The sequence below is a fragment of the Amycolatopsis orientalis DSM 40040 = KCTC 9412 genome, from assembly GCF_000478275.1.
GTDB lineage: Bacteria > Actinomycetota > Actinomycetes > Mycobacteriales > Pseudonocardiaceae > Amycolatopsis > Amycolatopsis orientalis.
Genome location: NZ_ASJB01000015.1, coordinates 336,011 through 358,773, shown reverse-complemented (window position 1 = coordinate 358,773; position 22,763 = coordinate 336,011). Strand labels below are relative to the sequence as shown.

Below are 22,763 nucleotides of genomic sequence, written 5' to 3'. Positions count from 1 at the left end.
GCCATGGAACCCCGCCCGCGTACCCTCGAAGGCGAGATGAGCGCGCGCACATACCAGATCCGCACCTTCGGCTGCCAGATGAACGTGCATGACTCCGAACGTCTTGCCGGGCAGCTCGAGGACGCCGGCTACGTTCCGGGTGACGGCGAGGCCACACCCGACCTGATCGTGTTCAACACCTGCGCCGTGCGGGAGAACGCGGACAACAAGCTGTACGGCACCCTCGGCCATCTCCGGCCGCAGAAGACCGCGAAGCCGGACATGCAGATCGCCGTCGGCGGCTGCCTCGCGCAGAAGGACCGCGGCGAGATCGTCAAACGCGCGCCCTGGGTCGACGTCGTGTTCGGCACCCACAACATCGGTTCGCTGCCGACGCTGCTGGAACGCGCGCGGCACAACGCCGAGGCCGAGGTCGAGATCCTCGAAGCGCTCGAGACCTTCCCGTCGACGCTGCCGGCCCGGCGCGAGTCCGCGTACGCGGGCTGGGTGTCGATTTCGGTGGGCTGCAACAACACCTGCACCTTCTGCATCGTCCCGGCGTTGCGCGGCAAGGAACGCGATCGCCGTCCCGGCGAGATCCTGGCCGAGGTCGAGGCGCTCGTCGCCGAGGGCGTCCTCGAAGTGACCCTGCTCGGCCAGAACGTGAACTCCTACGGCGTCGAATTCGGCGACCGGCTCGCGTTCGGGAAGCTGCTGCGCGCCTGCGGCGCGGTGGAGGGCCTGGAGCGGGTCCGGTTCACCTCGCCGCATCCGGCGGCGTTCACCGAGGACGTCATCGACGCGATGGCCGAGACGCCGAACGTCTGCCACCAGCTGCACATGCCGCTGCAGTCCGGCTCGGACCGGGTGCTGCGCGAGATGAAACGGTCCTACCGTTCGGCGCGCTATCTCAAGATCCTCGACCGCGTGCGCGAAGTGATGCCCGAGGCCGCGATCACCACGGACATCATCGTCGGCTTCCCCGGCGAGACCGAGGAGGACTTCCAGGCCACGCTCGACGTCGTCGCGCAGGCGCGGTTCTCCAGCGCGTTCACCTTCCAGTACTCGATCCGGCCCGGTACGCCCGCGGCCGAGATGGAGGGGCAGCTGCCGAAGGAGGTCGTGCAGGAGCGCTACGAACGGCTCGTGAAGCTGCAGAACGACATCTCCTGGGAAGAGAACAAGAAGATCGTCGGCCGCCGCGTCGAGCTGCTGGTCGCCTCCGGCGAGGGCCGCAAGGACACCGAGACGCACCGGATGAGCGGCCGCGCCCGTGACGGCAGGCTCGTCCACTTCACACCGGCGGGACCGCTGGTGGACCGCGCCGTCCGGCCGGGCGACGTCGTCGAGACCGTCGTGACCTACGGCGCCCCGCACCACCTCGTCGCGGACGGTGATCTGCTGTCGCACCGCCGGACGAAGGCGGGCGACAACTCCGAGGCCGGGCTCCGGCCGAAGACCAACGGCGTGACCCTGGGCCTGCCGGGCTTCGGTGCCCCGGCCGTCACGCCGGAACCGGTGAGCGGATGTGCGCTGTGACCGAACCGAAGATCGACCAGCTCGCCGCCGAGATCGACGAGGTCGGCGAGCGCGCGGCCAAGACGGTCGAACTGGGCAGGCGCGGCTTCTCCATCGCCGTGCTGATGTTCGTGCTGCTGATCGCCCAGCTGCTGCCCTGGGTCGGTGACCACGCCGGCTGGGAGGTGCTGGCGGGCCGCGGCGGCGGGATCCCGCAGCTGTTCGCCGCGACCTCCACCGGGATCGGGGTACTCGCCTCCGCCGTCGCGCTGGTGACCCGCCGCTGGTGGCTGGCCTGGGTCTGCGCCGCGGGCGGCTGGTTCGCCTCGGTCGACGGCCTGCTCGCGATCTGGTCGCAGCAGTCCTCCCACGCGACCGGCGCGGCCGGTGGCGGTCCTGGCTTCGGCCTGATCGTCGCCTGGATCGCCACCGTCGCGCTGGCCGTGTACTGGATGCGCGCTGCCTTCTCGCGCAGCTAGCCGACGCGCAGGGTGAGGTTGCTGGACGTGTACGCGCTCGCGTAGAGCGTCGTCTCGGGGTGGTAGGCCCTCAGCGTGATCACGGCGCTGAAGGAGAAGCTGAGCCTCAGGGAGAAAGTCGAGTTCGGCCGGCAGGTGGTGTCGGCGATGTTCACCCAGACACTGCCCTGAAGCTGCTGGACGATGATCGCTTCGAGGCTGTCCGTCCCGTCGGAGCGGGCGCCTTCCTCCTTCAACGTGCCCTTGAGGGTGACGTTTTCGTTGACCTTGGCCTGCTTCTTGCTGAGCGAGGCGTCGAGTTTGACCTTCTTCTTGCTGATTTCGGGAGAAGCCGGGACCGGTGCCGGAGAACCGATCGCCGACGCGGCCGGGGCGAGCCCGGCCACCAGGGCGCAACTGATCGCCAGGGCGGCGAGCGCCCGGCGGACTGGGGGAATCAGTGTCTGGTTCATGATCGAAGTTGAGCACGGTTGAGCGCGGAGAGCGCTCGAATACGCACTAACGAGCGACACGTCCCTCCACAGTGGAATTAAGCGAGGGCTGTGTCCGTCGCAAGTAGTCGGTCCAGGACTCGTGAGTGGTAATGACGGTTAGAACCGTCATTACCACTCACGACCGCCCCGCCCAGAGCCGCGAAGAGCTACCGGTCCGCGATGGCCGCTTCCGCCGCCTCGAGCCACTCACGCCACTGCGCGGCCTGCTCGTCCGCCTTCTTCGCGCGCCGCTCGTCGCCCGCCGCACGGGCCTTCGCCGCCTGCGACTCGAACTGCTCGACGCGCTCGCGGAACTGCGCCGCCCTGGCCTGCGCCTCCGGGTCGGTCCGCCGCCACTTGCTGTCCTCGGCCGACTTGACCGCGTCCTGCACGGCCTTCAGGCGCCCGTCCAGCTCACGGATGCGCTCGCGCGGGACCTTGCCGATCTCGTCCCACTGCTCCTGGATGCGGCGCAGATGCTGCTTCGCCGCTTCGAGGTTCGACGCGGGGTCGATCTTCTCGGCCTCGACGAGCAGTTCTTCCTTCCGCTGCGCGTTGGTCGCGAATTCGGCGTCCCGCTCGGAGAACACCGAGGACCGGCGCGCGAAGAACTTGTCCTGCGCGGCCCGGAAACGCTGCCAGAGCGCTTCGTCGCTGTCCTTGGGCGCGCGACCGGCGGCCTTCCACTCGGTCATCAGGTCCTTGTAGCGGCCCGCTGTGTCGCCCCAGTCCGAGGACTCCGACAGCGCTTCGGCTTCGGCGATCAGCTCTTCCTTGCGCTGCTTGGCCCCGGCCCGCTGCTTGTCCAGCTCGGCGAAATGCGACCCGCGGCGCCGGTTGAACGCCTCGCGGGCCTTGGAGAACCGCTTCCACAGCTCGTCGTCGGTCTTGCGGTCGACGCCCTTGACGGTCTTCCACTCGTCCAGGATCGCGCGCAGCCGATCGCCGGCGGCCTTCCACTGGGTCGACTCGGCGGCGAGCTTCTCGGCCTCGTCGGCGAGGGCCTGCTTGCGGACGACGGCGGCCGCGCGGGCCTCTTCGCGTTCCTGCTTGGCTGAGGCCAGCGCCTTTTCGGCGTGGGCGATGACCTGCTCGATACGTCCGCCCAGTGCGGCGATGTCGCCGACGACGGCGGCTTCGGCGAGGCCGTCGCGCAGCTGCGTGGCCGTCGCCAGCGCGTGCTTCGGGTCGCCCGCGCCGGATTCCAGCCGCGTTTCGAGCAGCTCGACCTCGGTGCGCAGGTCGTCGAACCGGCGCGCGTAGTGGAGCAGACCCTCGTCCGGGCTCCCGGCCTGCCAGACACCGACCGCGCGTTCGCCGTCGGGCGTGTTGACGTACACCGTGCCTTCGTCGTCGACCCTGCCCCAAGCGGACGGGCTGGGCTCGGCGGGCGGCACCGGGGGTGCGGGATGCCCGCCACCGAGCGCGTGCGGCACCGGGTGCGGAGCCGGGGTACCGGTGGACGTGTTCTCCTGGGCCATCGCAGGCTCCTTATCGCCTGTACGCCCGCTGGCGCGGGCGCCCCGCCTAGCGGCGGGGCCGGGTAATGCGTTGCCGTCTTGCTTCCGGGGTATCGACCCCTTGCGGCATTCAAGCAGCTCAGCGTCCGCCGTGGAACCGGATGGACCACCAGAGGGCAGTGATCCTACTTCCGGTGGACGTTCCGTGTCGGTCGGTTGCGGGCCCGCCGGGGCCGGGAAGGTAACGTCGGCGGCCGTGATCCGCCGTGTCGCCGTGCTCCCGCAACCCCCGCTGCTCATCCCCGAACTGGCCGCCGGAGCGGCGGACGAGTGCGCCGAGCTGCGCGAAGCCTGTCTGCAAGCCGTACAGCGCCTGACCAGCGCTTCGCCGGACTGGCTCGTGGTCGGCGCGGCCGCCGGGGCGCCCGCGGTGCCGGAGCACGCGAGCGGCTCCTTCCGGGGATTCGGCGTCGAACTCGGCGTCTCACTCAGCCGGGTGACAGCCCCCGAAACCGAACTGCCGCTGCCCGCGCTCGTGGCCGGCTGGTTGCGCGCACAGGCGGACGCGTCCTCGGCCCGGGTCCGCCTCGTCGATCCCGCGCTCCCGCCCGGCGAATGCGCTCTGCTCGGCCGTGAGCTGGGGGAGCCCACCGCGGTGCTGATCCTCGGCGACGGTTCGAGCCGGCACGGTCCGCGGTCGCCCGGTGGCGAGGACGACCGCGCGGAGGGCTTCGACGCCGGGATTCGCGACGCGCTGGCCAAGGCCGACACCGGCGCGCTGGCCGCGCTCGACCCGGCCCTCGCCGCCGGACTCGGCGCGGGCGGCCGGGCGCCCTGGCAGATCCTCGCCGGGCTGGCGGCCGAGGGCGAGTGGAGCGCCGAGGTCCTCTACTCGGCCGCGCCGTTCGGCGTCGGCTACCACGTCGCCGTCTGGGAGCACGCGTGATCCGGCCGGTCGCGGTCGTCGGGCCCACGGCGACCGGGAAGACGGCGCTGGCCGTCGAACTCGCCCTCGCCCTCGGGGGTGAAGTGGTCAACGCCGACGCGCTGCAGCTGTATCGCGGGATGGACATCGGGACGGCCAAGGCGACCGCCGAGGAGCGGCGAGGCGTGCCGCATCACCTGCTGGACGTCCTCGACGTCACCGAGACGGCGTCCGTGGCCGCGTACCAGCGCGACGCGCGCCAATGCGTCGAAAAGCTTCTCGCGGCCGGCCGGGTACCCATTCTCACCGGCGGGTCGGGTCTCTACGTGCAGGCGGTGCTCGACGACCTCAAGTTCCCGGGCACCGATCCGGAAGTGCGCGCCCGGCTGACCGCCGAAGCCGACGAGGTCGGCGCCGCCGCGATGCACGCCCGGCTCACCGAACTGGACCCGGTCGCCGCCACGGCCATCCTGCCGACCAACACCCGCCGGATCGTGCGCGCGCTGGAGGTCATCGCGATCACCGGCGAACCGTTCTCGGCGAACCTGCCGAAACCGGGGCCCGCGCGCTATGGCACGGTCCTGATCGGCGTCGACCGCGAACCCGCCGAACTCGACGCCCGGGTCGACCGGCGCGTGGAGATCATGTTCGAAACCGGTCTCGTCGACGAGGTCCGGACCCTGCTCGGTCAAGGGCTCCGCGACGGGCTCACCGCGTCGAGGGCGCTGGGCTACCAGCAGGTGATCGCCGCACTCGACGGCGACGGCGACTTCGGGGCCGCCGCCGAGGCCACCGCGCAGGCCACCCGGAGGTTCGTGCGGAGACAACGTTCCTGGTTCCGGCGGGACAAGCGCGTCGAGTGGTTCGACGGCGGTTCTGAGCGGCTGGCCGAGCGCGTCCTCGAAGTGACGGCCCAGTAATCTTGAGGCCATGGGCGGCATCGAATTCCTTAAGGGACACGGCACACAGAACGATTTCGTGCTGCTTCCCGACGCTGAAGGCCGCCTCGAGCTGACCGAGGCGCGGGTCGCGGCGCTGTGCGATCGCCAGCGTGGTCTCGGCGCCGACGGCGTGCTGCGCGTCGTGCGGTCGGCCGCCCTGGGCATGGAGTCCGCGGGCGAATGGTTCATGGACTACCGCAACGCCGACGGCTCCATCGCCGAGATGTGCGGCAACGGCGTCCGCGTCTTCGTGCGCTACCTGGTCGATTCCGGGCTCGTGACCGAGCACGACTTCGTCATCGGCACCCGCGCCGGCGACCGGCCGGTCCAGCTGCACGACGACGGTTCGGTGACCGTGCTGATGGGACCGGCGACGATCACCGGCACCTCGGTCACCGTGGTCGCCGGGAAGCCGTTCTCCGGCGTCGCGGTCAACGTCGGCAACCCGCATCTGGTGTCGGTCGTCGAGGACGACGTCGACGAACTGGACCTGCGTGACCAGCCGGACTTCGACTCCGACGTGTTCCCGGACGGGGTGAACCTCGAGTTCATCAACCTGCTGGGCGACAACGCGCTGAAGATGCGCGTCCACGAACGCGGCGTCGGCGAGACGCGGTCCTGCGGCACCGGCACGGTCGCCGCGGTCGCGGCCGCCCTGCACCTCGCGGGCACCGACACCGGCGAAGCGACCGTCGACATCCCAGGCGGCCGCGTCGTGGTCGGGATCCGCCGGGGCGCGTCCACGCTGACCGGACCGGCGGAGATCGTCGCCCGCGGCGAACTCGACGAAACCTGGTGGGCCGGGCTCGGCGCTTAGGCCATCTTCTGGCCGACCGCGACCGGCTCTTTGGGAAGGTCGCGAAGCTTCCGGATCGGCGAGAAGACCACCCACAGCAACGCGGCCGTCTCGCCGACCGCGACGAACCACAGCGTCCCCCGGATCCCGATCGCCTCACCCAGCACACCGCCGATCAGCCCGCCCAGCGGCAGCATCCCCCACACCACGAAGCGCACGCTGGCGTTCATCCGGCCGAGCAGCCTGTCCGGGCAGACGGCCTGGCGGTACGAGACCTGCGCGACGTTGTAGACGATGATCCCGAACCCCGCGATCGCCAGCGCCGCGGGGAAAAGCACGATCCGCCAGCCCGGCGCGGCCAGCGGGAGCAGCAGCTGGAACGGCCAGGTCAGCAACGGGACGAACCAGATCGACCGCGCCTGCCCGATCCGCCGGGTGATGCGCCCGGCCACGATCGCCCCGATGATCCCGCCCACGCCACCGGTCGCCAGTACGAGGCCGACGGCCGCCGGTGACAGACCGAGTTCCCGGTTCAGGAACAGGATCTCCACCGCGGTGAAGGCGCCGTTGAACAGGTTGGCGGTCGCGGTGCAGGCGACGATCGAGCGCAGGGCCGCGTCGGTGAACACGAACCGCAATCCCTCGGCGATCTGGGGGAGCAGCTTCGCGTCTTCCTGCCGCTCGGGCACCTCTTCGACGGTGCGGATCCGCAGCAGGCACAGCGCGGAGGTCAGGAAACCCACCCCGGTCATCAGCACGGCGTTGGCCGCGCCGGCCAGCTGCACCAGCCCGCCGCCGATCCCGGGGCCGGTCAGGAACGCGACCGACTGGCTGGCCTGGAGTTTCGCGTTGCCTTCGAGCAGCTGCTCCCGGCCGACCAGTGACGGCAGATACGACTGGTACGCGACGTCGAAGAACACCGTCGCGACGCCGACGAGCGTGGCGACCACGATCAGCTGCGTCAGCGAAAGGACCCCCGCCCACCAGGCGAGCGGGACGGTGAACAGCAGCGCCGCGCGGACGAAGTCGGCCCGCAGCATCAGCGTCCGCCGCCGCAGCCGGTCCACCCAGACCCCGGCGGGCAGGCCGATGATCAGGAACGCGACGGTCTCGGCCGCGGTCAGCAGGCCCATCTGGAACGGCGTCGCCGCCAGCACGGTGGCCGCGAGCAGGGGGATCACCGTGTGACCGGCGAAAGCGCCGACCTGACTGGCCGTGTCGCCGGCCCAGAGCCGCCGGAAGTCCGCGTGGAAGAAGAGGGAGTCTCTGCGCACTCCGCCACCTTGGCCCGAGTGATTGGAAACTGTCAATCACTTATCGCCTTAGGCTGTCCCCGTGCCCACTCAACGACGCGCCGCCACCGAGGCCGAGATCGCCGCGATGGCCTCCGGAATAAGGCTGCGCATCATCCGGTTGACCTATTCCGAGGCGCTGACCAACAAGGAACTCGCCGAGCGGCTCGACCGCGACCCGGCGACGACGCTTCACCATGTCCGCAAGCTCGTCGACACCGGGTTCCTCGAAGCGCTCCCGCCGAGACGCGGCACGCGCGGTGCGAAAGAAATTCCGTATCGCTCGACCGGGTTGTCCTGGCATCTTGATTCCCGCGACAGGGGGATCGATCAGGCGATCTTCGAGGCATACCTGGCCGAGATCGCCGACGTGGGATTCGACGAGGTGCAGCAGACGCGCATGGTCGTCCAGGTACCGGACGAGCAGATCGCGGAGTTCGAAACACGGCTGATGGAGCTTCTCGACGACTTCATCTCCCGGCCGGTCGACCCGGACGCGAAACGCACGGCCATCTACCTGTCGAAGTATCCCAGCAGGTAATGAATTCGGTCCCGCCGCCGAAACGTGGGACCATGGAGGCACGATGACGGAACTGACACACAACGATCTGAACGACATGGACCCTTCGACCGGCGAACTGGAGCTCGAGGACCGCGCCTCGCTCCGCCGGGTAGCGGGCCTGTCCACCGAACTCGCGGATGTCACCGAGGTCGAATACCGGCAGCTGCGCCTGGAGCGCGTCGTTCTGGTCGGTGTGTGGACGGAGGGCAGCGCCCTCCAGTCCGAGGCCTCGCTCGCCGAACTCGCCCGGCTGGCCGAAACGGCAGGCTCCGAGGTGCTGGAAGGCCTGGTGCAGCGGCGGATCCGCCCGGATCCCGCCACCTACATCGGCTCGGGCAAGGTCAAGGAACTGCGCGGCATCGTGGAGGCCACCGGGGCCGACACGGTGATCTGCGACGGTGAACTCTCGCCCGGCCAGCTGCGCCAGCTGGAGGAGAAGGTCAAGGTGAAGGTCATCGACCGCACCGCCCTGATCCTCGACATCTTCGCGCAGCACGCGAGCTCCAAGGAAGGCAAGGCACAGGTCGAGCTGGCCCAGCTGCAGTACCTGATCCCGCGGCTGCGCGGGTGGGGTGCGGCGCTGTCCCGGCAGGCCGGTGGCCGCGCCGGTGGCGCCAACGGCGGGGTGGGCCTGCGTGGTCCCGGTGAGACGAAGCTCGAAACCGACCGGCGGCGGATCAGCAAGCGCGTCTCGAAGCTGCGCCGGGAGATCGCCGCGATGGACACCATCCGCGAGACCAAACGCGGTCGCCGGGTGGCCAACGAGGTGCCGAGCGTCGCGATCGTCGGCTACACCAACGCCGGCAAGTCGAGCCTGCTCAACGCCCTGACCGGCGCCGGGGTGCTGGTCGAGGACGCGCTGTTCGCCACGCTGGACCCGACGACCCGGCGGGCTCAGACGCCCGACGGACGCACCTACACGCTGACCGACACCGTCGGTTTCGTCCGGCACCTGCCGCACCAGCTGGTGGACGCGTTCCGCTCGACGCTGGAGGAGGCGGCGAGCGCCGATCTGCTCGTGCACGTCGTCGACGGGGCCGACCCGACGCCGGAAGAGCAGGTCAACGCGGTGCGTGAGGTGCTCGCGGAGATCACGAAGCGCCGTTCCGAACCGCTTCCGCCGGAGCTGCTGGTGATCAACAAGGCCGACGCCGCCGACGAGGTGTCGCTGGCCCGGTTGCGGCACCAGCTGGCCGGTTCGGTGCAGGTGTCGGCGCGGACCGGCACCGGGATCACGGAGCTGGCCGAGGCGATCGCGGAGCGGCTGCCGAGGCCGGAGATCGTGGTAGAGGTGCTGATCCCCTACTCGCGGGGCGAACTCGTCTCCCGCGCCCACGCCGACGGCGAGGTGCTGGAAGAGGAGCACGTCGAGACCGGCACGCGGTTGCTCGTCCGGGGACGGCCCGAGCTGGCCGCGGCGCTGAGCGACTTCCAGACGAACGGCTCACCTCTGTAGTCGTGAGTGGTAATGACGGTTCTAACCGTCATTACCACTCACGAGCCCTGTACCGGCTGCGTGGCCCTTCAGCTCCTCCTTGGTGCGCGGGCGTGTGTCGGGGTGGTCGTGAGTGGCAAGTGCCGTTCTAACGTCACTTACCACTCACGAGTCAACTGCACGCCGTCTCGGACGTCTCCGTAGTGTGGGGCTTCAGGGGTTCCACGGTACGGAGGTGGATGTGCGGGGGATTGTCGCGGCGGCGGTCGTGCTGGGGACGTTCGTCGGCGGGACGGCTCCCGCCATGGCACAGGAGGTCCCGGCACCGCAGCCGGTGTGCGCGAACCGCGATTCCCGGCTCAGCGAGCTGTCCGGCCTCGTTTCGGACGGCGAGCACCTGTACGCCCTCAACGACGGCGGCACCAAGACGCAAATCTTCGTACTCGGCCGCGACTGCAAGGTGCAGAAGGTCATCTCGTCCCCGACGGATCCCTACGATCCCGAAGACCTCGCCCGCACCGCCGACGGCACCTTCTGGCTCTCCGACACCGGCGACAACCGCAAGAAGCGGGACACCGTCGCCCTGATCTCCCTGACCCCGCAGGGCAAGGCGACCTTGCACCGGCTCACCTACCCCGACGGCCAGCACGACGTCGAAGCGCTGATCATGGACCGTTCGGGTACGCCGTACCTGATCACCAAGGACGTCTTCGGCGACGCGAAGGTCTACCGGCCCACCGGTCCGCTCGCCAGTCCCGGCCCGACCCCGCTGGAAAGCGTGGGTTCGTTGCAGATCAAGGAAACCTCGACCCCGGGTGGGCCGGTCGGCTCGATCGGTTCGATGACGGTGACCGGGGCGGCGTCGATGGCCGACGGGTCGGTGGTCGCGCTGCGCACCTACACCGACGCTTATCTCTACGCCGTCACCGACGGCGACCTGGCGGGTGCGCTGCAACGAGAACCCCTGCGCGTGCCCCTGCCGAACGAGAAGCAGGGGGAGGCGCTCGCCTTCGATCCGGACGGGACCCTGCTGTCCGGCGGGGAGGGGGTCGGAGAGCAGATCCGCGCGGTGAAGGGCGCGGCGGCACTCGCCGCGGCCACGGGCGGCACCTCGGGCGGGACCGCCGCGGCCGGTGGCAAGGGCCAGGGATCCGACTTCCCGTACGCGCAGGCCGGTATCGCCGCGATCGTGGTGATCGGCGGCCTGCTCCTGGTCGGCAGGCTCCGCAAGCGGCGGGCCTGACCGACTCGTGAAGCGGTGGTCGAGCCGGCCGAAGCTTGCCGGGTCTGACCCGTGGTCTCCTGACCCGGGATCCCGGCGTGCTCCAGCTCTGGACTGAAAGGGCTCCTGACTAAAGCCTGCGAAGAACGGCGACGACCTTGCCGAGGATCGTGGCGTCGTCACCCGGGATGGGCTCGTACGCCTCGTTGTGCGGCATCAGCCAGATGTGGCCGTCCTTGCGCTTGAACGTCTTGACCGTGGCTTCGCCGTCGATCATCGCCGCCACGATCTCGCCGGGATCGGCCGTGGGCTGCTGGCGCACGACCACCCAGTCGCCGTCGGTGATGGCGGCGTCGACCATCGAGTCACCGGTGACGCTGAGCAGGAACAGCTCACCCTCGCCGACGATCTCCCGCGGCAGCGGGAAGACGTCTTCGATCGCCTGCTCGGCCAGCACCGGCCCACCGGCGGCGATGCGGCCGACGAGCGGCACATACGCGGCCTTCGCAGCCGACGGCGGCTGCTCGACGTCGATGCCCATCGGGTTGTCGTCCGTCGCGGCGAGAACACCCACCGCCCGCGGGCGGTTCGGGTCGCGTCGCAGATAACCCTTGCGCTGCAGGGCCTGCAACTGGTGCGACACCGACGAGGTGGAGGTCAGCCCGACCGCCTCGCCGATCTCACGCACACTCGGCGGGTAGCCGAACCGGCTCACCCACAGCTTGATCACGTCGAGCACCTGCTGCTGCCGCACGGTCAGGGTCTCGTCCACCTCGTAGACCTCGGGCAAGGCGCGCACCTTGCCCGAGCGCCTAGGCGCGTTCCCCGCCTTGCTCTCCTTAGCCACCGTCTCGCTCCTTCATCTCCTGCGTCGCCTCCCAGTACGTCCGGTCGCCCGGACCGACTTCGCGTGTCCTCGTCTGTCTTCGCCGGTGACGGACGATCTTCACCGCCCCATGGCACCGGCGGCGTCCGCACAGCAGACGCCCTGGTCAACGACGTTAGCCCGCCGGGACGACGATTTCAAACATCTGTTCGATGGACACGCCGTGTCGCTCGATTTTTGTCGGGGGGAGGTGGTACACATTCGCACGGGCGTTCGATAGAACGCGTGTTCGATCTTGATCGCCGGGCCCGCCCGGCGCTGGACCTGAGTGAAGCAGGACTGCGAGGAGGTTCCGATGTCGATCCTGGCCGATCGAGGACTGGTGCGAACCAGTGCCCCCGGGCCCGTTCCGGCAGGGGTCACCCGGCCCGTACGGGTGGTTCGCGGCGGGCGTGCCGAGTCGCTGCGGCCGCCGTCACGGGCGCGGGTCGTGGCGGGCCGCCGCCCCGGCGTCGCCACCGCCTCCCCGGGCTGTCCGGCGCCCCGGAGGCTCCCGCTCCGCTGGCCGTCCCTGGTCGCGATGGCTCTTCTCGTCGCCGGCGTCGTCACCGGATTGGGTCTGTTCTTGGCGGGCACTCCCGGCGCCGCGGTGCCCGAGCGGACCACCACGGTGTCCGTTTCGGGCGGTGAGTCGCTGTCGGATCTCGCGGCGCGATTCGCGCCAGGAAGCGACACTGGCGCGGTCGTCGCCAAGATCAAGGAGCTCAACTCCCTGCAAGACGCCGTTCTCGTGCCCGGACTGCCGCTCACGGTGCCGGTCGCGGCCGACGTCGCCGAGGGTGGGAGGTGAGCCTGGAAGCCACTCTCACCCACCGCGGGTGATGTCCCCTTTCGTGTCCGATCGGCCCCGTGGTTGCGCTTGCGTGCGCCTCACCTGCGATCTAGTCTCCACCGCTATATGTAGTAGTTACATGGCTGTAGTTGGTCCATAGCTTGGGGTAGACTCGGTATCAGTTGTCCACAGCTGGCCGGTGTTCACCCACCGGATGTCCACAGACCGATCCACAGATCGATCTTTCCCGTCGTTGCGTGGCGATGGGGCGGGCGTCCACTCGGGGACCGGCCGGCGCGGAGGGGAAGGTGATCGGCGGATGAGGTGCCCGTTCTGCCGGCATGCGGACTCTCGGGTCGTCGACTCCCGAGAGGTGGATGAGGGTCAGGCGATCCGGCGGAGGCGCTCGTGCGCCGCTTGCGGCCGGCGCTTCACCACTTCGGAGACGATGGTGCTCGCCGTCGTCAAGCGGTCCGGGGTCACCGAGCAGTTCAGCCGGGACAAGGTGGTCCGGGGGGTGCGACGCGCCTGCCAGGGCAGGCCGGTCGACGACGACGCGCTGCAGCAGCTCGCGCAGCGGGTCGAGGAATCGATCCGGTCGGCGGGGCTGGCGGAGATCCCGAGTCACGAGGTAGGCCTGGCGATCCTGGGCCCCCTGCGTGAACTCGACGGCGTCGCGTATCTCCGGTTCGCCAGTGTCTACCGCTCCTTCTCCTCGGTCGAGGACTTCGAGAAGGAGATCTCGGACCTTCGTGAGGCCATGGCTGCCGCACCGGACGAGAGCGATCAAGACGCGAAAGACGGCTGATGCCGCCTCCCGCGTGGGAGTGAGGGAAAGACCCATGACCGAGACCGTGGGAACAGGTAACCCGGCCACAACGCGGACGAACGGGAAGAAGAAGCAGGCCGGCGGGCTCACCGTGCGGCGCGTCTTCACCACCGAGGGCGTCCACCCGTACGACCAGGTCACCTGGGAGAAGCGGGACGTCGTGATGACGAACTGGCGCGACGGCACGGTCAACTTCGAGCAGCGCGGTGTCGAGTTCCCCGACTTCTGGTCGGTCAACGCGACGAACATCGTCACCAGCAAGTACTTCCGCGGCGCCGTCGGTTCGGCCCAGCGCGAGCAGAGCCTCAAGCAGCTGATCGACCGCGTCGTCCACTCCTATGTCAACGCAGGCCGCGAACACGGCTACTTCGCGAGTCCCGCCGACGCCGAGGTCTTCGAGCACGAGCTGACCTGGATGCTGCTGCACCAGGTGTTCAGCTTCAACTCGCCGGTGTGGTTCAACGTCGGCACGACGTCGCGGCAGCAGGTCTCGGCGTGTTTCATCCTCGCGGTCGACGACACCATGGAGTCGATCCTCAACTGGTACCGCGAGGAAGGCCTGATCTTCAAGGGCGGCTCCGGGGCGGGCCTGAACCTCTCCCGCATCCGTTCTTCGCGTGAGCTGCTGTCCTCCGGCGGTACCGCGTCCGGTCCGGTCTCGTTCATGCGCGGCGCGGACGCCTCCGCGGGCACCATCAAGTCCGGCGGCGCCACCCGGCGCGCGGCGAAGATGGTCGTGCTCGACGTCGACCACCCGGACGTCGAGGAGTTCGTGCAGACCAAGGCCCGCGAAGAGGAGAAGATCAAGGTCCTCCGCGACGCCGGGTTCGACATGGACCTCTCCGGTTCCGACATCACCTCCGTCCAGTACCAGAACGCGAACAACTCGGTCCGCGTCTCCGACGAGTTCATGCAGGCCGTCGAGACCCAGGGCGAATTCGGCCTGCGGGCCAGGATGACCGGCGAGGTCATCGACCGGGTCGACGCCAAGAAGCTGTTCCGCACCATCGCGCAGGCCGCCTGGGAGTGCGCGGATCCGGGGCTGCAGTACGACGACACGATCAACGACTGGCACACCTGCCCCGAATCAGGCCGGATCACCGCGTCCAACCCGTGTTCGGAATACATGCACCTGGACAACTCCAGCTGCAACCTGGCCTCGCTGAACCTGCTCAAGTTCGCCACCGCCGACGGCGGTTTCGACGCGCCGTTGTTCGCGAAGGCGGTCGAGCTGGTCATCACCGCGATGGACATCTCCATCTGCTTCGCCGACTTCCCGACCGAGGCGATCGGCGACACCACGCGCAAGTTCCGCCAGCTGGGCATCGGGTACGCGAACCTCGGCGCCCTGCTGATGGCGCTGGGTCACGCCTACGACTCCGACGGGGGCCGCGCGCTCGCCGCCGCGATCACGTCGCTGATGACCGGTGTCTCGTACCGGCGTTCCGCCGAACTCGCCGCGGTCGTCGGGCCGTACGAGGGATACGCGCGCAACGCCGAGGCGCACCAGCGGGTCATGCGCAAGCACGCCGCCGCCAACGAACTGGTGCGGACCTACCACGCGAACGACGCCGCGGTCCGCGCGCTCGCGACCCAGGAATGGAAGCGCGGCATCGAACTCGGCGAGACCAGCGGCTGGCGCAACGCGCAGGCCTCGGTGCTCGCGCCCACCGGCACCATCGGCTTCATGATGGACTGCGACACGACCGGTATCGAGCCGGACTTCTCGCTGGTCAAGTTCAAGAAGCTGGTCGGCGGCGGGTCGATGCAGATCGTCAACCAGACCGTCCCGCGCGCTCTGGCCGCGCTCGGCTACCAGGGCGAACAGATCGAGGCCATCGTCGAGTACATCGCCCAGCACGGCCACGTCGTCGACGCGCCCGGCCTGCGCCAGGAGCACTACGAGGTGTTCGACTGCGCGGTGGGCGAGCGGTCCATCGCGCCGATGGGGCACGTCCGGATGATGGCCGCGGTGCAGCCGTTCCTGTCCGGCGCGATCTCCAAGACGGTCAACATGCCGGAGTCGGCGACCGTCGAAGAGGTCGAGGAGATCTACTTCCAGGGCTGGAAGTACGGCCTCAAGGCGCTCGCGATCTACCGCGACAACTGCAAGGTCGGCCAGCCGCTGTCCACCGGCAAGAAGGAGAAGGCTGAACCCGAGGCCGAAAAGGTCGTCGAGTACCGGCCGGTCCGCAAGCGGCTGCCGAAGAAGCGCCCGAGCCAGACGGTGTCGTTCACCGTCGGCGGCGCCGAAGGTTACCTGCACGCCGGCTCCTACCCGGACGACGGGCTCGGCGAGATCTTCGTGAAACTCGGCAAGCAGGGTTCGACCCTCTCGGGCGTGATGGACGCGTTCTCGATGTCGATCTCGGTGGGCCTGCAGCACGGGATCCCGCTGGAGTTCTACGTTTCGAAGTTCTCCAACCTGCGTTTCGAGCCCGCCGGGATGACCGACGACCCGGACATCCGGATCGCCACCAGCGTCATGGACTACCTGTTCCGCCGGCTGGCGCTGGACTACCTGCCCTACGAGAAGCGTTCGCAGCTCGGCATCTTCACCGCCGACGAACGCTCGGCGCAGGTCGAGGCGAACTACGGCTCCGCTCCCGCCACGGAACCGGAGAACGTCGACATCGACGCACTCCGGTCCACTGTGGACTCATCCGCCGCGGAGCCCGCCAGGGTGGCGCATTCGACGGCGGAACTGGTGGAGCTGAACCTCGGCACCGCCTCCGACGCGCCGCTCTGCATGACGTGCGGTACCAAGATGAGGCCCGCCGGCTCCTGCTACGCCTGTGAAGGGTGCGGAGCGACCTCCGGCTGCAGCTGACATTTGATGCCTGCTTCGGCGGACGACCCCCGTCGTTCGCCGAAGCAGGCGTCGGCGAATCCGGTTGTGCGGTGGTTCGTCCGGTGCTGAACGGCTCGAAGGACGCCGACCACTTCGGTCCCTATCCGGTCTGAGCGAGATCGAGGACGAAGGTCGCCACCGCCAGCGCGAGGAAACCGGCGGGGAAGGCGATGTTGTAGAGCACCCGGGCACGCACGTGGGTGAGGACGGCGCCGAGGTAGAACAGCACGAGCCCGGCCGCCGCGGCCGTCCCGACGAAAGGCACGCCGAGGAGGCCGAGCAGCAGCCCCGCGGCTCCCGCCGCCTTCAGTGAGGCCAGGGGCGGGATCCAGGATCGCGGGACGTTCACCTCGGCGGAGTTCTTGAGGACGAAGGGGGCATGGGCGAAGTCGGCGGCGGCGATCCCGGTGTTGACCACGATCGTCACGATGGCGACGGTGAGGTAGGCGGAGAACATGCTCTCTGGACGAGACCCGCGCCCGGGACGTGACAGGCCTCAGGAACGCCAGCGTTCGAGCACCGCGTCGATGGTGGAGTGGATCCGGTCGCGGGCGGCCTGCCGCTCCACCCCGGCCATGAGGAGATCGTCGTAGTCGGTGTCCAGATGCCGGATCGAGGCGACGACGGCGAGGAACACCGCTCGTTCGGCCAGTTCCCGTCCGGCGGCCGATCGGCCGACACGGCCGCTGCCACGCTGACCCGCGTGTTCGGCGATGGCGCGCGCCCGCTCCGGCGGGCAGCCGGGGAACATCTCCGTGATCGCGGTGTGGAACCGGGCGATGAATTCGACGTCCTCGTGGGCGCGGCGTTCGCGATCACGCACGCGACGTCGTTCACGGACGTCCTCGTCGGCGAAGCACTGTTCTTCGGCGCCGCGGAGTGCCTCTTCTTCGACCAGGATTCCTTGCCGTTCCTGGCGTTTCCGTGATCGGTTGAACCGCGTGACCACGGCGGAAAGGCGGCTCGCCTTCTTGGCCCGGCGGGTCAGGGTCGCGTCACCGGACGGCAGGAAGACCAGGTGGCCGAGGTCGGCGCAGTCGAGGCAATGCGGTACCTCCTTCTCCAGGTACTGCAGATCGCCGGTCCCGCCGCACTCGGCGCAGGTCCACTCCTTGAGCGCGACCCAGACGATGAGGTCGGGGGCCTTTTGCCGTCTGGCCACGACTTGAGCCCGTTTGGCCTCGGAGAGTCCCGGCATGATCCAGTGCGTCCGGAAAAGCGGTTCGAGACCGGCGAATTCTCCCGAAGCGGCCGTCAGGGTGGCCCGGTCACGAGTCGCCGCGACGTGTTCGATTTCTGTGCCTTCGAGCCCGTTCGCGCCGGCCCAGCGCTGAAGCGTTCCGAGGGCGAAGCCCAGTTTTTCCGTACTGACCGGCAGTGCCGTCGTCAGATCGGGGATCCGGCCCTGCTGCCAGGACTTGACGACGTTCTCCGGGAGCCAGCCGATGCCGGTCAGGACGTCGAGCGCGGTCACCGACTTCCGTTTGGACAGTAGCTTTTCCGCCGTCTCGACGACGCGCTGTTCCAGTTTCGCCTCACCTTGCATCGCCGGGAATCGTAGCGATCAGGTGCTCTCGGTCCGCGCGCGGTACGCCCGGATCTTGGCGCGGTTGCCACAGCGTTCCATGGAGCACCACCGGCGGTTGCCCGAGCGCGAGGTGTCGAAGAAGAGCAGATGGCAGTCGTCCGCGGAACACTCGCGGACCCGGCCGGACCGGTCACCGGCGACGAGGCCGATGGCGTCGCGGGCGACGGCGCCGAGGAGTTGCTCGCCGGTGACGGGCGGCGCCCAGGCGAGCCGCCGGGTCTTCAGGTCGACGAGCGGCCTCGGGGTCTTCGCGGTCCCGCTGTTCAGGAGGGCGAGGTCGTCGTCCGACGGCGCTTCGCCACGGGCGAGGGCGGGTGCCACGCGGTAGAGGGTGTCCCGGAGTTCCTTGAGCGCGGCGAGTTCGGCGGGCCGGATCCGGACGTCGGGCAGGGGAGCGGTCAGCGCCAGCCGGGAGCCGGTGAACCACTCGGCGAGGGCGGCCGGAGTGTGCGCGATCTCGTACCGCTCATAGGGACCCGGGCCGCCCGTCAGCATGAGTTCGAGGCTGAGGCTGCCCGGATCGAACCGGTACCGCTCACCCTGGGCACTGACGAGCAGTCTTGTTCCCGGAGTCATGTAACCACTATAGTCGGTTTCAGAAACCAGGTAAGACGGTTACGACGGAGGCGGGATGATCGGCAAGACGAAGGACGCGGGCTGGGAGATCGGCGTGTCCAAGACAATGGCGTATCCGCTGGAGCGGGTTTGGGAGTACCTCTCAGGGCCGGGTCTGGCGACCTGGCTGGGCGATGTGCGGCTGGAGCCGGAGAAGGGCGCGCCGTACGAGACGGCCGAAGGCACCGTGGGCGAGGTTCGCGGCTATCGCGAACAGGAGAAGATCCGTCTTACCTGGCGGCCGAAGGACTGGGATCACGAGAGCACGGTCCAGGTCGGACTCCGTCCGGCCGGGCCGGACAAGACGGTCGTGGTCTTCCATCAGGAGCGGCTCGCCGGGCCGGAAGAGCGCGCCGCGCAACGTGAACACTGGCAGGCCGTGATGAAGGCCGTCGCCGACGGCCTCGCCGGCTGATCAGGACAACGCGCGCCGCGCCTGCTCGCTGAGCGCGTCGGTGATCCGCTCGGGACTCAGGCCCAGCTCGCCCGTCTGGTAGAGGAACACCTCCGGGGCGAGCGGGGCCAGCAGGATGTCGGCGAGCGCGTCCGGATCCTTCGCGCCCGCCTGTTCGGCGAGGAAACGGACATGGGTGCGCCAGAGCCGGTACGGGCCGGTGGTGAACCGCGAATGCCCGACCTCGGTGCCGAGCACCAGATGGGCGTGCCGGCCGAGGAGTCCGGTCATCGCCGCGTAGAACGCGGCCAGCCGCTCGGCGGGCGGCGCGCCGGGGCCCAGCGGGGGAGGGCCGGTGAGCAGTCGTTCCTGCAGCTCCCGCTCGTGCTCGTCCAGCAGGGCGACGGCGATCGCCGAGCGGTCCGGGTAGCGGCGGTACAGCGTGGCCCGGCCGACCCCGGCCGCCTTGGCGATGTCCTCCATGGTGACGTCCGCGGCCGGACGTGCGGCGAAGAGCTCTTCGGCGGCCATCAGGATCTTCGCGCGGTTGCGGGCGGCATCCGAGCGTTCCCGTCCTGGACCGTTCGCGAGCAGATCTTCCGTCGGCATGTCGGCAGCCTAGGGAATATCCGGACGCGACGTCCACTTGTACCCGGCGAAGCAAGTGGACGCCGTGTCCACTTCCTGGTCCGGGAGGCCCGATGAGCCACCTTCTCCACCTCGACTCCAGCGCCCGCAGCGCGTCGTTCTCCCGCGAGCTGAGCGCTCGCTTCGCCGAGGTCTGGCGCGCCGCGCACCCCGGCGCGGGGTACACCTACCGTGACCTCGCCGCCGAGCCGGTGCCGCCGATCGGCCAGGCGTGGACCGAGATCTGCGACGCCCTCCTCCAGGCCGGGATCACCGATCCGGACGGCTACTCCGCGGTGGTGAAGACGCCGGAGCAGCGGGAGGCATGGGCGGTCATCGAGCCGCTGCTGGCCGAGCTGCTCGCCGCCGACGTCGTGCTGATCGGGGCGCCGATGTACAACTTCTCCATCCCCGCGACGCTCAAGCTGTGGATCGACCAGGTGACGTTCCCGAAGATGTCCCTGCCGGGCAAGGCTTTCGTAGTCGCGGGCGCGCGTGGCGGCACCTACCTGCCGGGAACGCCGCGCGAGCCGGTCGACCACCACGAGCGCTATCTGCGTGACTTCTTCGCCGGGCATTACGACGTCCACGACGTCATGTTCCTGCATTCCGAGCTGACGAACGCCCTCGTCGACCCGCGGTTGAGCCCGCGTGATCCCGACCGGATCGCGTCGCGGGAACAGGCGCTGCTGAGCGCCGAAAAGCTGGCGTCGACCGGAACGGCGGCCTGATGGGCTGGGGAATCCTGGTCCTGGCGGGAGTCGTCGAGGTCGCCTGGTCACAGAGCATCAAGCCCACGGAGAACTTCACCCGGTTCTGGCCGACCGTGCTGTGCTTCGTGCTCGGCGTCGCCGCGGTCTACCTGCTTTCCCGGGCGATGGAGTCGCTGCCGGTGGGGACCGCTTACGCCGTGTTCACCGGCATCGGCGCGGTGGGCGCCATCGTGTTCGGCATCGTGGTCCACAAGGACCCGGTCAGCTTCGGGCGGTTCGCCGCGCTGGCGCTGATCGTGGGTGGTCTCGTGCTGGCGAGGGTGACGGCGTGACCCCGGGAAGGGGACTTCCGCCGCGGAAGTCCCCTTCCCGGCGGGTCAGGCGGCGAGCTTCTCCCACAGGAATTCGAGCACCAGCGCCCATTTGAACGCCAGCTGCTCGTTGTCGGCCGCCGCGCCGTGGCCGCCCTCGATGTTCTCGTGGTACCGCACGTCGTGCCCCTGCTCCAGCATCCGCGCGACCATTTTGCGCGCGTGCGCGGGATGCACCCGGTCGTCCCGGGTGGAGGTGACGAACAGGACCGGCGGATACGCGGCTCCACTGTGGACGTTCTGGTAGGGCGAGTACTTCCCGATGTAGTCCCATTCGGCAGGGTCTTCGGGGTCGCCGTACTCGGCCATCCACGACGCGCCCGCGAGAAGCTTGTGGTATCGCTTCATGTCCAGCAGCGGCACCTGGCTCACGATCGCCCCGAACAGGTGCGGGTAGCGCGTGAGCATGACCCCCATCAGCAGTCCGCCGTTGCTGCCGCCCTGGATGCCGAGGCGGCCGGGCTCGCTGATGCCGCGCTCGACGAGGTCGGCGGCGACGGCCGCGAAGTCCTCGTACACCTTGTAGCGCTTGGCTTTGATGACCGAAGTGTGCCAGGTGGGCCCGTATTCGCCGCCACCGCGGATGTTCGCGACGACGTAGGTCCCGCCGCGCGAGAGCCAGCCGCGGCCGATCACGCCGCTGTAGCCGGGGGTCAGTGAAACCTCGAAGCCGCCGTACCCGGTCAGCAGCGTCGGCCCGCCTTCGGCGCCCGAAGGACGTACGACGAAGTACGGGATCTTCGTGCCGTCCTCCGACGTCGCGAAGTACTGCGAGACCGTCATGCCGTCGCTGTCGAAGAACGCGGGAGCGCGCTTGAGGACTTCGACGTCCCCGCCCACATGCCCGTAGCTCAGTGTCGACGGCTGGGTGTAGCCGCTGGAGTCGAGCAGGTACTCGTCGCTGACGTCGGGGTCGGTGCCGGTGATCTGCGCGGTGCCCAGTTCCGGGGCGCCGGCGAGCGGCTGGGAACGCCAGCCCTCCGACGGCGTGAGCACGCGCAGTTCCGTCCGGACGTCGGACAGCGTCGAGAGCAGCAGGTGGTTGTGCGTCCACACCCAGTACTCCAGCGACGTGTGCGCGTCGGGGGTGAAGAGTGTCGTGAAGGTGCGCTCGCCCGCCATGAAGGCGTCGAACCCGGAGGCGAGCAGGGTCCCGGACGGGTAGGTGGTGCCGTCGACGGTCCAGTCCGAGCGGAGCCGGATCAGCAGCCACTCGCGGTGTGAGGACGTCTGTGCGTCTTCGGGGACCTCGATCCGTTCCAGGCCGCCGGGTGTCCGGAGATACCGTTCGGTGCGGTAGAAGTCGATCGACCGGTAGGCGAAGTCGCGCTCGTATCCCTCGGTCGGGTCATGGTGGGCGGACACCGAGACGTCGTCCGGTTTGCCCTCGAAGACCACCGTCGCCTCTTCGAGCGGGGTACCGCGCCGCCATTCCTTCGCCAGCCTCGGATAGCCGGAGCTGGTCAGCGTCCCCGGACCGAAATCGGTGCCGATGTAGACGCGGTCGAAGTCGATCCAGCCGATCCGGGTCTTGGCTTCGGGCACGAAGAACCCGTCTTCGACGAAACGGCGTTCGTCGAGGTCGAACTCGCGGACCACGGTCGCGTCGGCGCCGCCTCGCGAGAGTTCGACCAGAGCGCGGTGGTAGCCCGGCCGGAGGACGGCCGCGCCCTGCCACACCCAGTTCTCGCCGTCGGCCTCGGCCAGCGCGTCGACGTCGAGCAGGAGCTCCCACTCCGGCGCGTCGAGCCGGTACTGCTCGAGGGTGGTGCGCCGCCACAGGCCGCGGGGGTTGGCCGAGTCCTGCCAGAAGTTGTAGAGATGGCCGCCGCGGCGCCGGACGTACGGGATCCGGTCGTCGGCGTCGAGGACCTCGCGGACCTCGTCACGGATTCCGGTGAACCGCTCGCCGCCTGCCAATTCCGCCAGAGCCTCGGCGTTGCGGGCTCGCACCCAGTCCAGCGCTTCTTCGCCGGTCACGTCTTCCAGCCACAGGTACGGGTCCTCGTCACTCATGCTGACAGTCTCGCCGGGC

At 69.3% G+C, this 22,763-nt stretch carries 23 protein-coding genes; 14 read left to right on the top strand and 9 right to left on the bottom strand.

Going from position 1 to position 22,763, the window contains the following annotated elements; translation table 11 throughout:
- Positions 1-3 precede the first annotated feature (3 nt).
- Complete coding sequence (miaB, locus tag L324_RS04100) at positions 4-1,518, top strand: tRNA (N6-isopentenyl adenosine(37)-C2)-methylthiotransferase MiaB (protein ID WP_173426345.1); 1,515 nt, start codon at positions 4-6, stop codon at positions 1,516-1,518.
- The gene (locus L324_RS04095; RefSeq protein ID WP_037304198.1) at positions 1,506-1,976 is read left to right on the top strand and encodes an Rv2732c family membrane protein; all 471 of its coding nucleotides are present in this window, start codon (positions 1,506-1,508) and stop codon (positions 1,974-1,976) included. Before miaB ends, L324_RS04095 begins: the two co-directional genes overlap by 13 nt.
- On the opposite strand, the gene L324_RS04090 is transcribed toward L324_RS04095, so the two are convergent.
- Positions 1,973-2,428 (bottom strand): hypothetical protein, encoded by a 456-nt coding sequence (locus tag L324_RS04090; RefSeq protein ID WP_037304197.1) that lies wholly within the window; start codon positions 2,426-2,428, stop codon positions 1,973-1,975. The genes L324_RS04095 and L324_RS04090 overlap by 4 nt on opposite strands.
- A 188-nt stretch (positions 2,429-2,616) precedes the next feature.
- Positions 2,617-3,930, bottom strand: a complete 1,314-nt coding sequence (locus L324_RS04085; protein WP_037304196.1) for a DUF349 domain-containing protein — start codon at positions 3,928-3,930, stop codon at positions 2,617-2,619.
- A 235-nt stretch (positions 3,931-4,165) separates the two neighbouring features.
- Between L324_RS04085 and L324_RS04080 the strand changes: the two genes are divergently transcribed.
- From L324_RS04080 to dapF, 3 genes are read left to right on the top strand one after another with little or no spacing between them, the layout of a single operon-like run.
- Positions 4,166-4,855 (top strand): class III extradiol ring-cleavage dioxygenase family protein, encoded by a 690-nt coding sequence (locus L324_RS04080; protein ID WP_037304195.1) that lies wholly within the window; start codon positions 4,166-4,168, stop codon positions 4,853-4,855.
- Positions 4,852-5,754: a tRNA (adenosine(37)-N6)-dimethylallyltransferase MiaA gene (miaA, locus tag L324_RS04075; RefSeq protein WP_173426343.1), complete on the top strand. Its 903-nt coding sequence runs from the start codon at positions 4,852-4,854 to the stop codon at positions 5,752-5,754. The genes L324_RS04080 and miaA overlap by 4 nt, the downstream gene beginning before the upstream one ends.
- Positions 5,755-5,764: 10 nt before the next feature.
- Positions 5,765-6,592: a diaminopimelate epimerase gene (dapF, locus tag L324_RS04070; protein ID WP_081736178.1), complete on the top strand. Its 828-nt coding sequence runs from the start codon at positions 5,765-5,767 to the stop codon at positions 6,590-6,592.
- On the opposite strand, the gene L324_RS04065 is transcribed toward dapF, so the two are convergent.
- Positions 6,589-7,845 (bottom strand): MFS transporter, encoded by a 1,257-nt coding sequence (locus tag L324_RS04065; RefSeq protein ID WP_037304194.1) that lies wholly within the window; start codon positions 7,843-7,845, stop codon positions 6,589-6,591. The two genes, dapF and L324_RS04065, sit on opposite strands and share 4 nt — an antisense overlap.
- A 61-nt stretch (positions 7,846-7,906) precedes the next feature.
- Between L324_RS04065 and L324_RS04060 the strand changes: the two genes are divergently transcribed.
- The 3 genes from L324_RS04060 to L324_RS04050 all read left to right on the top strand — a co-directional run bounded on the left by L324_RS04060 (position 7,907) and on the right by L324_RS04050 (position 11,103).
- The gene (locus tag L324_RS04060) at positions 7,907-8,404 is read left to right on the top strand and encodes an ArsR/SmtB family transcription factor (RefSeq protein WP_037304193.1); all 498 of its coding nucleotides are present in this window, start codon (positions 7,907-7,909) and stop codon (positions 8,402-8,404) included.
- Positions 8,405-8,447: 43 nt separating this feature from the next.
- Positions 8,448-9,881 (top strand): GTPase HflX, encoded by a 1,434-nt coding sequence (gene hflX, locus L324_RS04055; RefSeq protein WP_037304192.1) that lies wholly within the window; start codon positions 8,448-8,450, stop codon positions 9,879-9,881.
- Between the two features lie 220 nt (positions 9,882-10,101).
- Positions 10,102-11,103 carry an SdiA-regulated/phytase-like domain-containing protein gene (locus L324_RS04050; RefSeq protein WP_037304191.1) on the top strand — a complete coding sequence of 334 codons (1,002 nt, stop codon included), beginning with the start codon at positions 10,102-10,104 and terminating at the stop codon, positions 11,101-11,103.
- A 109-nt stretch (positions 11,104-11,212) separates the two neighbouring features.
- Here the strand turns inward: L324_RS04050 and lexA are convergent, their stop codons facing one another.
- Positions 11,213-11,929 carry a transcriptional repressor LexA gene (gene lexA, locus L324_RS04045; RefSeq protein WP_037304190.1) on the bottom strand — a complete coding sequence of 239 codons (717 nt, stop codon included), beginning with the start codon at positions 11,927-11,929 and terminating at the stop codon, positions 11,213-11,215.
- Positions 11,930-12,263: 334 nt separating this feature from the next.
- Here lexA and L324_RS43415 point away from each other — a divergent pair, with 334 nt between their 5' ends.
- From L324_RS43415 to L324_RS04030, 3 genes are all read left to right on the top strand, one after another.
- Positions 12,264-12,758 carry a LysM peptidoglycan-binding domain-containing protein gene (locus L324_RS43415; protein WP_037304464.1) on the top strand — a complete coding sequence of 165 codons (495 nt, stop codon included), beginning with the start codon at positions 12,264-12,266 and terminating at the stop codon, positions 12,756-12,758.
- A gap of 301 nt (positions 12,759-13,059) precedes the next feature.
- The gene (gene nrdR, locus L324_RS04035) at positions 13,060-13,548 is read left to right on the top strand and encodes a transcriptional regulator NrdR (protein ID WP_037304189.1); all 489 of its coding nucleotides are present in this window, start codon (positions 13,060-13,062) and stop codon (positions 13,546-13,548) included.
- Positions 13,549-13,582: 34 nt separating this feature from the next.
- The gene (locus L324_RS04030; RefSeq protein ID WP_037304187.1) at positions 13,583-16,399 is read left to right on the top strand and encodes a vitamin B12-dependent ribonucleotide reductase; all 2,817 of its coding nucleotides are present in this window, start codon (positions 13,583-13,585) and stop codon (positions 16,397-16,399) included.
- Between the two features lie 121 nt (positions 16,400-16,520).
- Here L324_RS04030 and L324_RS04025 read toward each other — a convergent pair whose 3' ends face one another.
- The 3 genes from L324_RS04025 to L324_RS04015 are packed head-to-tail and all read right to left on the bottom strand — an operon-like array spanning position 16,521 to position 18,584.
- Entirely contained in the window at positions 16,521-16,877 is a 357-nt protein-coding gene (locus L324_RS04025) for a DoxX family protein (protein ID WP_037304184.1), read from the bottom strand.
- Positions 16,878-16,916: 39 nt separating this feature from the next.
- Complete coding sequence (locus tag L324_RS04020) at positions 16,917-17,966, bottom strand: DUF2293 domain-containing protein (protein WP_037304182.1); 1,050 nt, start codon at positions 17,964-17,966, stop codon at positions 16,917-16,919.
- 18 nt (positions 17,967-17,984) lie between these two features.
- Positions 17,985-18,584 carry a CGNR zinc finger domain-containing protein gene (locus L324_RS04015; protein ID WP_051173606.1) on the bottom strand — a complete coding sequence of 200 codons (600 nt, stop codon included), beginning with the start codon at positions 18,582-18,584 and terminating at the stop codon, positions 17,985-17,987.
- 55 nt (positions 18,585-18,639) lie between these two features.
- On the opposite strand from L324_RS04015, the gene L324_RS04010 reads away from it, so the two are divergent.
- Positions 18,640-19,038 (top strand): SRPBCC family protein, encoded by a 399-nt coding sequence (locus L324_RS04010; protein ID WP_037304180.1) that lies wholly within the window; start codon positions 18,640-18,642, stop codon positions 19,036-19,038.
- Here L324_RS04010 and L324_RS04005 read toward each other — a convergent pair whose 3' ends face one another.
- Positions 19,039-19,626 (bottom strand): TetR/AcrR family transcriptional regulator, encoded by a 588-nt coding sequence (locus tag L324_RS04005; protein WP_037304178.1) that lies wholly within the window; start codon positions 19,624-19,626, stop codon positions 19,039-19,041.
- A 92-nt stretch (positions 19,627-19,718) separates the two neighbouring features.
- Between L324_RS04005 and L324_RS04000 the strand changes: the two genes are divergently transcribed.
- Both L324_RS04000 and L324_RS03995 read left to right on the top strand, forming a co-directional pair.
- Positions 19,719-20,375: an FMN-dependent NADH-azoreductase gene (locus L324_RS04000; protein ID WP_037304176.1), complete on the top strand. Its 657-nt coding sequence runs from the start codon at positions 19,719-19,721 to the stop codon at positions 20,373-20,375.
- A complete protein-coding gene (locus L324_RS03995; protein WP_037304174.1) occupies positions 20,375-20,689 on the top strand; it encodes a DMT family transporter in 315 nt (104 codons plus the stop codon). Before L324_RS04000 ends, L324_RS03995 begins: the two co-directional genes overlap by 1 nt.
- 45 nt (positions 20,690-20,734) lie before the next feature.
- On the opposite strand, the gene L324_RS03990 is transcribed toward L324_RS03995, so the two are convergent.
- On the bottom strand, positions 20,735-22,744 hold the full coding sequence (locus L324_RS03990) for a prolyl oligopeptidase family serine peptidase (protein WP_037304173.1): 2,010 nt from the start codon (positions 22,742-22,744) through the stop codon (positions 20,735-20,737).
- Positions 22,745-22,763 lie beyond the last annotated feature (19 nt).

Excerpts from the sequence above, each read along its gene's own strand:
- miaB (WP_173426345.1), top strand. The coding sequence starts at position 4 with ATGGAACCCCGCCCGCGTACCCTCGAAGGCGAGATGAGCGCGCGCACA.
- L324_RS04095 (WP_037304198.1), top strand. The coding sequence starts at position 1,506 with ATGTGCGCTGTGACCGAACCGAAGATCGACCAGCTCGCCGCCGAGATC.
- L324_RS04090 (WP_037304197.1), bottom strand. The coding sequence starts at position 2,428 with ATGAACCAGACACTGATTCCCCCAGTCCGCCGGGCGCTCGCCGCCCTG.
- L324_RS04085 (WP_037304196.1), bottom strand. The coding sequence starts at position 3,930 with ATGGCCCAGGAGAACACGTCCACCGGTACCCCGGCTCCGCACCCGGTG.
- dapF (WP_081736178.1), top strand. The coding sequence starts at position 5,765 with ATGGGCGGCATCGAATTCCTTAAGGGACACGGCACACAGAACGATTTC.
- hflX (WP_037304192.1), top strand. The coding sequence starts at position 8,448 with ATGACGGAACTGACACACAACGATCTGAACGACATGGACCCTTCGACC.
- L324_RS43415 (WP_037304464.1), top strand. The coding sequence starts at position 12,264 with ATGTCGATCCTGGCCGATCGAGGACTGGTGCGAACCAGTGCCCCCGGG.
- nrdR (WP_037304189.1), top strand. The coding sequence starts at position 13,060 with ATGAGGTGCCCGTTCTGCCGGCATGCGGACTCTCGGGTCGTCGACTCC.
- L324_RS04030 (WP_037304187.1), top strand. The coding sequence starts at position 13,583 with ATGACCGAGACCGTGGGAACAGGTAACCCGGCCACAACGCGGACGAAC.
- L324_RS04025 (WP_037304184.1), bottom strand. The coding sequence starts at position 16,877 with ATGTTCTCCGCCTACCTCACCGTCGCCATCGTGACGATCGTGGTCAAC.
- L324_RS04020 (WP_037304182.1), bottom strand. The coding sequence starts at position 17,966 with ATGCAAGGTGAGGCGAAACTGGAACAGCGCGTCGTCGAGACGGCGGAA.
- L324_RS04015 (WP_051173606.1), bottom strand. The coding sequence starts at position 18,584 with ATGACTCCGGGAACAAGACTGCTCGTCAGTGCCCAGGGTGAGCGGTAC.
- L324_RS04010 (WP_037304180.1), top strand. The coding sequence starts at position 18,640 with ATGATCGGCAAGACGAAGGACGCGGGCTGGGAGATCGGCGTGTCCAAG.
- L324_RS04005 (WP_037304178.1), bottom strand. The coding sequence starts at position 19,626 with ATGCCGACGGAAGATCTGCTCGCGAACGGTCCAGGACGGGAACGCTCG.
- L324_RS04000 (WP_037304176.1), top strand. The coding sequence starts at position 19,719 with ATGAGCCACCTTCTCCACCTCGACTCCAGCGCCCGCAGCGCGTCGTTC.
- L324_RS03995 (WP_037304174.1), top strand. The coding sequence starts at position 20,375 with ATGGGCTGGGGAATCCTGGTCCTGGCGGGAGTCGTCGAGGTCGCCTGG.
- L324_RS03990 (WP_037304173.1), bottom strand. The coding sequence starts at position 22,744 with ATGAGTGACGAGGACCCGTACCTGTGGCTGGAAGACGTGACCGGCGAA.